Source organism: Streptococcus sp. Z554 (assembly GCF_053010305.1).
Genome location: NZ_JBRKNV010000002.1, coordinates 258,536 through 268,381 on the forward strand (window position 1 = coordinate 258,536; position 9,846 = coordinate 268,381).

The window sequence follows — 9,846 nt, forward strand, 5'->3', positions numbered from 1 at the left end:
CTCCGAATCTGGTATAATGTAGCTATATTATATCAAAATTCAATACACTAGAGGTGGTTTTTATGTCAGATTGTATTTTTTGTAAGATTATCGCAGGAGAAATCCCTGCAGCCAAGGTTTATGAGGATGAGCAAGTCCTTGCCTTTCTTGATATTTCTCAAGTAACACCTGGTCATACCCTGGTCGTACCTAAAGAACACTATCGCAACCTTTTAGAAATGGATGCTACGAGCGCTAGCCAACTGTTTGCTAAGGTTCCATTGGTCGCACAAAAAGTCATGACAGCTACTAAAGCCAAGGGTATGAATATCATCGCCAACTGCGAAGAAGTAGCTGGACAAACCGTTTTCCATACCCATGTCCACCTTGTTCCTCGTTATAGTGCAGATGATGACTTGAAAATTGACTTTATCGCCCATGAACCTGACTTTGACAAGCTTGCCCAAGTCGCTGAAACTATCAAAAATGCTTAAGGAGTTCCTATGAAACTATCAAATTTACTGCTTTTTGCCGGCTCTGCAGTCGGATCTTACCTCCTCGTTAAAAATCGTGAAGTTATCACTGAAGAAGTTTTAGATACAACTGGCCGCGTTGAAGCAATTAAAGGTGATTTGGATGTCATCCAAAACAGCTTACAAATTATCAATCAGCAAAAAGAAGTCATCAAGGAGTACCAAGAAGACCTCACTTACAAATTTAAAGCCTTAGAAAAAGACCTCCAAGCTAGACTTGCTGTGATAAAAGAACTACGAGAACCTGAAGAAAACTAAAAAAAGGAAAGTATCCAACTTTTCTCATATCCCCTTCAATCCATCTTGGGTTACCAGCTCCTAACAGAAAAGGAAGGGACTAAACATGAAACAGTTTTTAAAAGTCATCTTGATCATTTCTGGTTGCTTCTGTCTTCTTGCAATCTTAGCATTTCTACTAGTGGCCAATCTTTTCAAAGCTTCATCAAGTGACATTCGAGAAGGAAATGAAGCCTTAAAACAAATCTTTATCTCCCTTGACATGCCTCCTGAAAAAGTAGAATCAAATGGAAGCTATCAATTCGAGGGGGGCGGCTTAGATTTTTATGTTACTTTTTCAGACGAGGTCATCAATAGTCACCCTGTCCTAAAAGAAAGTCCAAACCTCACTAAAAAACGACTCAAGATCTATGTTCTAAACACAGGAGATTTTCCTATAGAACAGTAGAAGATAACTTGTTCAATCATGGTTTATTCCAGTTTTTAGAGGAGGAAAGCGGGAAGTATTACCAAGAAATCGGAAAGAAATCAAATCCTAATTACTCAGTTCTCTTTTGGAATGACCAGGAGAGTCTAAAAAAAGGAATCGCCTTCTATGAAAAAGCTTTGAATTTGGTGGATATTCAGGATAACTCAGAAATCAAACGCATTGATACCGTTACCATTAAGCCTGGTAAGGAAGCGGAAATCAAGCAACTCATCCAAGATATGGATGCGGCAGGCTTACTCAAGCAAAAGTATAAATAACAGGCTAACCGGAAAATGATTTTTCGACGCTAAATTTTCAAAGATAACACAAAAAGAGCCCGAAGGCTCTTTTTAGTTTATGCTTTATTCACCCTCAAAGGCATCTTTTATGTGATCAAAGAAACCTTTTTTCTTTGGATTGACTTTTAAATCACCTGCAGCTGCGAATTCTTTCAAAGCTGCTTTTTGTCGTTCGTTTAGACCTGTTGGAGTCACGACATTGACCGTCACATATTGGTCACCAACAGCACCACCACGAAGACTAGGAGCTCCCTTGCCACGTAGGCGGAATTTTTTACCAGTCTGCGTTCCTTCTGGGATGACTAACTCAACATCCCCATGAACTGTTGGAATATCCACTGTATCTCCAAGGGCTGCTTGGACGATATTGAGGTTTAACTTGTAGAAAATAGTTGTCCCTTCACGTTCAAATTTATCGCTATCTTCAACAGAAACTACTACATACAAGTCTCCATAAGGACCGCCGTTAAAGCCTGCCTCACCTTGACCAGCTAAACGAATTTGTTGACCAGTTTCAACACCTGCTGGAATTTTTACATGGACACTGTGGGCTTGTTTTTCATGACCTGTTCCATGACAGGTTGTACATGGATCTTTGATTTCTTTTCCACGTCCATGACAGACATCACAGGTTACTTGACGACGCATCATACCAAGTGGAGTCTGAGTATCAACGTTAATAACACCAGAACCATGACAACGTCCACAAGTAACTGGACTTGTTCCAGGCTTAGCACCTGAACCATTACAAGTACGGCAGCTAGCTTCACGATTGTATTTGACTTCTTTTTCAGTACCAAAGATAGCTTCTTCAAAAGTCAAATTCACACGGTACTGGAGGTCGTCACCTTGACGAGGAGCGTTTGGATTGCGAGAAGAACCGCCTCCGCCGAAAAAACTTGAGAAGATATCTTCAAATCCACCGAAGCCACCTGCTCCGTCGAAACCACCAAAACCGCCTGCACCACCAAAGCCACCATTGGCACCAGCTGCACCATATTGGTCGTAAGCAGCACGTTTCTGTTCATCACTTAAAGTCTCATAAGCTTCTTGAACTTCCTTGTACTTTTCCTCAGCACCAGGCTCTTTATTGATATCTGGGTGATATTTTTTAGATAATTTCCGATAGGCTTTCTTGATCTCATCTTGAGACGCATTCTTTGAAACGCCCAAACGGTCATAAAATTCAGTATTGTTCATACAAGATACTAAGAGCGAACAGAAAGCGACTGAAATTTAGGAAACCGACAAGAAATCCTGATTTCTTAGGAGGTTTATCTAATTTCCAAGCTTTCCGCTCGAGTTCAATTTCTCGAGCGCTCTTTGTTCCTTTCTTTCAAATTTAGTAAGCAATTCTGGAACCCGTGTTCAGTTGAGAACACTCTTTGTTCCTTTCTATAATATTCATGTAAATTTTTAGAGGTTGTTTTCTATGCTCTGCTTCACTTGATCAAACTCTTCATCTGATAGAGTATATATCAAATCCTCTTCAGCATACTCGTTCTGTTCTTTAAAATAGTTGTCCGTATTCTCTGCCAACCCTAGACTAAGAATCACTTTTCTAGCAAACTCTTGATGTGCGAATCCTATAGCCGTAATGATCTGTTTATCTTGCACAAGGACTTTCGATTGGAAATTTTCACGTGGAAGAAATTCAAAATAGTCAAAGAAGTTTTGCCAAATTCCACCTGTGAATTTCGTATCGTTCAATAAACCTGCTTTCGCCAATAAAAGTGGCGCTGAAGAAATGGCTGCAATTAGGATATCTTGCTCATCAAGACTTCTCAAAAACGATGTCAATTTTTTATCCTGTAGAGCAGGTCCAATGTTAACCATTCCTGGCAAAATCACACAAGAATAATCTTCTATACGGATTTGATCCAATGTTTTCGTAGGTTGACAAGGCAAACCATCCTCAGATATAACTATCGAATAATCTGAAGCTACATAATCAATCGTGACGCCAAAAGATAGAGCTAAAGTACTTGTTAGAGAGGTTATTTCATAAAGAGAAAAATTAGGATAAATGATACAAAGTACTTTTTTCATACGCAACATCCTCTATTTTACCGAAAAACAGAGGCTGGGTTGCAACCTCTGGATTTCTTCTTATCATTACGACGTTTTAAAACAAAGTCGATTATACTTTGTTTTAAAACTAGTAAGGCGTTTAGGCAAGTCGCCATAGCGATTGCCGTAGAATGACAATCACTTTAGTGATTAGTCATTCTTAACGAGTTAAGCCGAATTGAGCACGCCCTAACCTCTTGGTGAAAAAGATAAATCTTTCTAGAAACTAAAGTTTCTGCGTCAGATTTCCTATTTTCACTGCGAGGTTTTAACGGGCTTTGCATCTTACTTTTCAGTAAACTCTCCGTCTACGACGTCATCGCCTGCATTTCCTGTTGCTTGTGCGCCTTCTGCTCCTGCTTGAGCTTGTTGGGTTGCCGCAGCTTGTTCGTAGAGTTTCACAGCAAGTCCTTGAGCTTTTTCGTTCAATGCTTCGAGTTTAGCTTTCATTTCGTCCAAGTTGTTGTCTTCTTGGGCTTTCTTAAGCTCATCAAGGGCAGCTTGGGCAGCATCACGTTCAGCATCGAAGCCTTTACCTTCAGTTTCCTTGATGGTCTTTTCAGTCGCAAAGATTGCTTGGTCTACTTCGTTACGAAGGTCAACTTCTTCTTTCCGTTTCTTATCTGCTTCAGCGTTTGCTTCTGCATCTTTCATCATGCGGTCGATTTCTTCGTCTGTCAAACCTGAGTTTGATTGGATAACAATTGTTTGTTCTTTTTGAGTTCCAAGATCTTTAGCCTTAACAGATACGATACCGTTCTTGTCGATGTCGAATGTTACTTCGATTTGTGGGATACCACGAGGTGCAGCTGGAATATCAGTCAATTGGAAACGTCCAAGAGTCTTGTTGTCCGCTGCCATTGGGCGTTCACCTTGAAGAACGTGGATATCAACGGCTGGTTGGTTGTCTGCTGCAGTTGAGAAGACTTGTGATTTAGAAGTTGGAATTGTAGTGTTGCGGTCGATGAGTTTTGTGAAGACACCACCCATTGTTTCAATACCAAGTGACAATGGTGTTACGTCAAGAAGGACAACGTCTTTAACATCACCAGTGATCACACCACCTTGGATAGCCGCACCCATAGCAACTACTTCATCAGGGTTTACGGATTTGTTTGGTTCTTTACCAGTTTCAGCTTTAACAGCTTCTACAACGGCTGGGATACGAGTTGAACCACCAACAAGGATGACTTCGTCGATATCTGACAAGCTCAAACCTGCATCTGAAAGGGCTTGACGAACTGGAGTTTTTGTACGTTCTACGAGGTCACGAGTCAAATCATCGAATTTAGCACGAGTCAAGGTCATTTCCAAGTGAAGAGGTCCAGCCTCACCAGCCGTGATAAACGGCAAGCTGATTTGAGTTGAAGTGACACCAGAAAGGTCTTTCTTAGCTTTTTCAGCTGCGTCTTTCAAACGTTGAAGAGCCATCTTGTCTGTTGACAAGTCGATACCATTTTCTTTCTTGAATTCTGCTACCAAGTAGTCGATGATTTTTTGGTCAAAGTCATCACCACCGAGTTTGTTGTCCCCTGCAGTTGCCAATACATCGAAGACACCATCACCGAGTTCAAGGATTGATACGTCAAATGTACCACCACCAAGGTCAAATACCAAGATTTTTTCTTCTTTGTCAGTCTTGTCCAAACCATAAGCAAGAGCTGCTGCAGTTGGTTCGTTGACGATACGTTCTACTTCAAGACCAGCGATTTTACCAGCGTCTTTAGTTGCTTGACGTTGAGCATCGTTGAAGTAAGCAGGAACTGTAATAACAGCCTTAGTTACTTTTTCACCAAGGTATTCTTCAGCGTAACCTTTCAAGTATTGAAGAATCATCGCTGAGATTTCTTGTGGTGTGTATTCTTTACCGTTAGCGGAAACTTTTTCAGAAGTCCCCATCTTAGATTTGATAGAGATCACTGTATCTGGGTTTGTAACTGCTTGACGTTTTGCAGCGTCACCAACGATGATTTCACCGTTTTTGAATGATACTACAGATGGCGTTGTGCGGTTTCCTTCTGGGTTTGCGATAATTTTTGATTCAGTTCCTTCAAGAACTGCAACTGCTGAGTTTGTTGTACCTAAGTCAATACCGATAATTTTAGACATGTGTTTTTCTCCTTAAATTTTATCTTTTTTTCTTTTTGATACTCTTCTTAAGTGGCGACGCCGTCAGAGCTTGACTTCGTCAATCTCTTTGACTAAACTTTGAGCCTAAGGTCTCAAAGTTTGCGCAAATAGCGCCACGGCAAAGAGTATCGCCTTTGGTTCGCTTCGCTTACTATTGGTGAAGCTGAACCATTGTTTATCTTTCTTTCATAGTTTTCTGTCGTTTCGGACAAGGTTTCTATTATGTAAATTGCGAAACGAGGAGTCGAAATTATACGCAGTAGCTGATTGGCAGTTCACTTCGCAATTGCTTGTGACCAGCCTAATCACCCTTGCGGGGGTGCGTCAACGAAATCACAGATTTCTGACTTACCGCCTAGTTATATACCACTACCATGGCTGGGCGTAGGATGCGGTCATGGAGTTTGTAGCCTTTTTGGAAGACTTGTGCGATGGTGTCTGCTGGATGCTCGTCATCCGCTGGGAGGGTTTGGATGGCCATGTGGTAGTTATGGTCAAATTCACCGTCCGCTGCGATTTCTTCGATTCCTTCTTCTTTCAGAGCATGAATCAAGCTTTCTTGGACCATTTCTAGTCCTTTTTTGACATCATCTGTCAAACCTTCAACTGCAAGGGCGCGTTCAAGGTTATCAAGTGATGGCAGAATCGCTTTTGCCAAATCTTGGCTGCGATAGCGTTGCAAGAGTTGGCGTTCTTCATTGGCACGACGTTGAATATTTTGCATTTCTGCGTGGGCACGAAGGTATTTGTTTTCAAATTCTTCGGCACGTTCGTTGGCCAAGTCCAACTCAGACTTCTCAGGAGTTGTTTCTTCAGTCGTTTCCACAACTTCTTCTTTTATTTCTTCATTTTTTATATCTTGGGCCATTTTCGCCTCCTTTAATGATTTCAATCTTAATTCACTTCATAGTGATTGCTACTGAGATAGCGATAAAAATCCGTCAACTTCATGGTCAAAACTCGATTGACAACATTAAGTTGATTAACCAATTGCTGGTAGTCCAGATTAACCGGACCAATAATCGCTAGAATTCCAAAACCACGATAAGGGATGAGGAATTTACTGCTAATCACTGCTAAGTCAGCAAGACAAGATTCTTGGCTATCCGCAACTCGGACACTTTGCATCTGGTCACCAATCAGATTTTCTCGAATCTCTAAAGCAACCTTTTGTGGTTGATCAAAAAATTGATAGGCTGCTAGATTCGCAAAATTCAAGAGATTGACTTTCCCAGAAACTACGATATTTTCATTGAACATTTCTCTGAAAATATGTTCGACGAGGTCCATAACATTGTCCGTCGTTGTAAAGTAACGTTGGATAATCTGCGGGATCTCTGTCCGAATCTTGTAGTGAATATCCAAAACAGTCTGTTCCAGGAAACGTTCTTGAATCATGGTCTTGAGGCGATTTAAATCCTCCTGCAAGAAATTTCTCGGAATCAAAAACTGACTGGTAACTGTTCTAGACTCATCAAGTGTAAAAACAGCTAAAGCTGTATGTTGCCCGAGAACAACGATATCAAAAGCCGTCAGCTTTTGCCTACTCGGTTCGACATCCAGCGCTACAACCGTACAACCACTCAAGTCTGACAAGATTTTAGTCGCCTCTTGAAGAATATCCTCAAGCTTGAAGAACTCTTGATCAAAGGCTTTTACAATCTCATAAACTTGATTCTCAGCTAAACGGTCAAAGGATAAAGAATGTTTGACATAGTATTGAAAACCAGCCACACTCGGCATCCGACCACTGGACGTATGCGCTTTTTCAAGTAAACCTTGCTTTTCTAGAGCTGCCATGTCATTTCGAATGGTAGCACTACTAGAGTTAATAGACTCTTGCAAGGCTTTAGATCCAACAGGTTCATGCGTTTTGGTAAAGATGTCAATAATCAGATTTAAAATATTCTGCTGACGTTCCGTAACCATCTCGACACTCCTCTCTGATAGATCTTTTTAGCACTCGATGCATCCAAGTGCTAACTTATGATTCTATTATACACCCTTAAAAGAGAATGTCAAGAGAAAAACTCAAAAAATTAGCACTCTTTTATTAAGAGTGCTAAAAATCAGTCTGAAGACCTAGAAAATCATTTTACAATCTTAAGATATTTCTTTTTAAGTCTGTAAAAACTATAGATTAGATAAGAAATCATGAGGGCATATAGGGCAAAAATGATGAAGAAAGACTGAGAAAGATTTTCGCGAAACAGGCTCATACAAACAACTAGACCACCAGAGATAGAAGCTACACATGAACGAAGTCCAGATTTTACACCTTCCCATCTAAGCCGACTGTCCATGCAGAATTGGTCATTCGAAGCTAAATCAGAAGTTGACTTTCGGAAAACAGAATAAGGACATCCTTCCACAAACTTCCAGCCTCTATCCTTAATACTTTGTAACACCAGCTCATTTTTTCTAAGGTAACTAGTATTCCACACACGGTAGATCACATCATCTGGTTGGCATTGTTCAAAATAGAAAAAGCCAAAATGATTCGATTTAAATTTCCAACCTTGCAAATGCATCTCATGCAAATAATCTTCTACCTTATCCAAATCAAAAATGGTAAACATTCGAAATTGTACTTTGCTATTCATTGTCTAACCTCCAAAATGGTTTTATTTATCAGATAATTCTCTCCACTTTTGAAACAATCTCCAAAAAATATAAGAAATCTGAATCGCGAAAACTATCAATAAAATCCAATCTATTATGAAAACCAAAAACATTCCCCAACTGAAAGAACTACCTCCACTGACAAACTTTGAGAAAACCGGTAGTAGCGCTAAAAAGAGAAGAAAAATAGGAAGCATCCGCATTGTTAAAATCTTCTTGACCATTGCTAACTTCCCGGCCGCGTCATTATAAATTTCAAACTCGGCATCCGACTCAACTCCAGAATAAAGCTTTCTAAAGTAGGAAAAACCATTAAAGTCTGTAATATGCTCCCACCCACAATCTTTAAATAGTTGTAAATAAGAAGCTCTCTCTGACCTTTTCATAGGATAAAAGTCCAACTGATAAACCACCTGCTCCGGTTGGCACTTTTCAAAAGTATACTTAACCGCAACTACTAAGATAGAGTAGCTTACTTCCTTAAGTTTCCAGCCCTGAGCATGCATTTCTCCGAGATAGAGAGCCTCTCTATCATAATCCGCAATGGTAGCAATTCTATAAACAACTTTCTTTTCCATCAAAGTTCCTCCCGACTGTTTCTATAGAGTCGCTCAATACGTTTCAGCTCAATCTCTAAAACTTTTCGACCCAAGTCTGTTATCTGATAGATTTTACGTTTTTCCTCTTCGCGAACAAAGGAAATCAAACCATCCTTTTCCATCTTCGATAGGGTTCCATACATAGTCCCAGGACTAATTGATACTTGCGAATCTGTCATCTCTTTGACCTTTTGTGCAATACCATAACCATGGTTCTCCTTTTGCAGACAGAATAGAATATAAAAACCCGTTTCAGTCATGGGAAGGTAGACACGCCTAATCTTATCTGTTAATTCCATTTAATCAGACCTCCTATTTAGTTCGATATATCGCACCTCGTTGTATAAAATATATCACACCTCGATATAAAATGCAAGAAAAAAGAGAGAACGATTTCTCGTTCTCTCTTCTTAGGCTAAGAAATTAAGATGTCAATTTCTTATTCACTAAGAGCGACTTAGTCTTTCTTGCGAAGGACAAAGGCTGCTAGGCTTGCAAAGGCAAGACCAATGATTGAAAGAAGACTAGATACTGCTGAACCTGTGTTTGGTAGAGTATTCTTATCTTGGTTTGGAGCAGGTTTAGCTGCAGGACCTTCAGGTTTAGTTCCTGGATTTACTGGTTTATTACTGTCGTCTGCAACTACTTTCTTAGTTCCTACTTCAACGATCTCATCAACTGGCGCTGTCGTAATTTCACTTGATTTCACGACACGACCTGTTTCAACGCCATCTGTGTAAGTCACTGTCTCAACGATAGTGCGAACACCCTTCTTACCAACAGCTTTCACTTCACGAGTTCCTTCAGGAAGTTCAGCATTTGTTACTTCCTTAGTTTGGAAGGCAACTTCTTCAGTTCTAGTTTCGTCTTTAGTTGTAACAACTGGAAGTTTCTTAGCGCCTACTTCG

Annotated in this window: 11 protein-coding genes and 1 pseudogene; 3 read left to right on the plus strand and 9 right to left on the minus strand. The window is 40.2% G+C overall.

Features of this window, described 5'->3' with window-relative positions; translation table 11 throughout:
- The first annotated feature begins 62 nt into the window (after positions 1–62).
- The 3 genes and pseudogenes from ACVC7R_RS03675 to ACVC7R_RS03685 all read left to right on the plus strand — a co-directional run bounded on the left by ACVC7R_RS03675 (position 63) and on the right by ACVC7R_RS03685 (position 1,496).
- Entirely contained in the window at positions 63–473 is a 411-nt protein-coding gene (locus ACVC7R_RS03675; protein ID WP_447263587.1) for an HIT family protein, read from the plus strand.
- 9 nt (positions 474–482) lie between these two features.
- Entirely contained in the window at positions 483–770 is a 288-nt protein-coding gene (locus ACVC7R_RS03680; protein ID WP_447263588.1) for a hypothetical protein, read from the plus strand.
- An 85-nt stretch (positions 771–855) separates the two neighbouring features.
- Positions 856–1,496: pseudogene (locus ACVC7R_RS03685) on the plus strand (hypothetical protein).
- A gap of 84 nt (positions 1,497–1,580) precedes the next feature.
- Here the strand turns inward: ACVC7R_RS03685 and dnaJ are convergent.
- The 9 genes from dnaJ to ACVC7R_RS03730 form a co-directional block, all read right to left on the minus strand.
- Complete coding sequence (gene dnaJ, locus ACVC7R_RS03690) at positions 1,581–2,717, minus strand: molecular chaperone DnaJ (protein WP_447263589.1); 1,137 nt, start codon at positions 2,715–2,717, stop codon at positions 1,581–1,583.
- A gap of 216 nt (positions 2,718–2,933) precedes the next feature.
- A complete protein-coding gene (locus tag ACVC7R_RS03695; RefSeq protein ID WP_447263590.1) occupies positions 2,934–3,566 on the minus strand; it encodes a DJ-1/PfpI family protein in 633 nt (210 codons plus the stop codon).
- 306 nt (positions 3,567–3,872) lie between these two features.
- Positions 3,873–5,696 carry a molecular chaperone DnaK gene (dnaK, locus tag ACVC7R_RS03700; protein ID WP_447263591.1) on the minus strand — a complete coding sequence of 608 codons (1,824 nt, stop codon included), beginning with the start codon at positions 5,694–5,696 and terminating at the stop codon, positions 3,873–3,875.
- Positions 5,697–6,072: 376 nt separating this feature from the next.
- Positions 6,073–6,585, minus strand: coding sequence for a nucleotide exchange factor GrpE (gene grpE / locus ACVC7R_RS03705; RefSeq protein WP_447263592.1), 513 nt, complete (start codon positions 6,583–6,585; stop codon positions 6,073–6,075).
- A 26-nt stretch (positions 6,586–6,611) separates the two neighbouring features.
- Positions 6,612–7,646 carry a heat-inducible transcriptional repressor HrcA gene (gene hrcA / locus ACVC7R_RS03710; RefSeq protein ID WP_447263593.1) on the minus strand — a complete coding sequence of 345 codons (1,035 nt, stop codon included), beginning with the start codon at positions 7,644–7,646 and terminating at the stop codon, positions 6,612–6,614.
- A 161-nt stretch (positions 7,647–7,807) separates the two neighbouring features.
- Entirely contained in the window at positions 7,808–8,320 is a 513-nt protein-coding gene (locus tag ACVC7R_RS03715; protein WP_447263594.1) for a DUF2812 domain-containing protein, read from the minus strand.
- 21 nt (positions 8,321–8,341) lie between these two features.
- On the minus strand, positions 8,342–8,917 hold the full coding sequence (locus ACVC7R_RS03720; protein WP_447263595.1) for a DUF2812 domain-containing protein: 576 nt from the start codon (positions 8,915–8,917) through the stop codon (positions 8,342–8,344).
- Positions 8,917–9,237, minus strand: coding sequence for a PadR family transcriptional regulator (locus tag ACVC7R_RS03725; protein ID WP_447263596.1), 321 nt, complete (start codon positions 9,235–9,237; stop codon positions 8,917–8,919). Before ACVC7R_RS03725 ends, ACVC7R_RS03720 begins: the two co-directional genes overlap by 1 nt.
- Before the next feature lie 158 nt (positions 9,238–9,395).
- On the minus strand, positions 9,396–9,846 hold a 451-nt coding region (locus ACVC7R_RS03730; RefSeq protein ID WP_447263597.1), incomplete at its 5' end, for a G5 domain-containing protein.

Coding starts and splice junctions, on each gene's coding strand:
- ACVC7R_RS03675 (WP_447263587.1), top strand. CDS start 63: ATGTCAGATTGTATTTTTTGTAAGATTATCGCAGGAGAAATCCCTGCA.
- ACVC7R_RS03680 (WP_447263588.1), top strand. CDS start 483: ATGAAACTATCAAATTTACTGCTTTTTGCCGGCTCTGCAGTCGGATCT.
- dnaJ (WP_447263589.1), bottom strand. CDS start 2,717: ATGAACAATACTGAATTTTATGACCGTTTGGGCGTTTCAAAGAATGCG.
- ACVC7R_RS03695 (WP_447263590.1), bottom strand. CDS start 3,566: ATGAAAAAAGTACTTTGTATCATTTATCCTAATTTTTCTCTTTATGAA.
- dnaK (WP_447263591.1), bottom strand. CDS start 5,696: ATGTCTAAAATTATCGGTATTGACTTAGGTACAACAAACTCAGCAGTT.
- grpE (WP_447263592.1), bottom strand. CDS start 6,585: ATGGCCCAAGATATAAAAAATGAAGAAATAAAAGAAGAAGTTGTGGAA.
- hrcA (WP_447263593.1), bottom strand. CDS start 7,646: ATGGTTACGGAACGTCAGCAGAATATTTTAAATCTGATTATTGACATC.
- ACVC7R_RS03715 (WP_447263594.1), bottom strand. CDS start 8,320: ATGAATAGCAAAGTACAATTTCGAATGTTTACCATTTTTGATTTGGAT.
- ACVC7R_RS03720 (WP_447263595.1), bottom strand. CDS start 8,917: ATGGAAAAGAAAGTTGTTTATAGAATTGCTACCATTGCGGATTATGAT.
- ACVC7R_RS03725 (WP_447263596.1), bottom strand. CDS start 9,237: ATGGAATTAACAGATAAGATTAGGCGTGTCTACCTTCCCATGACTGAA.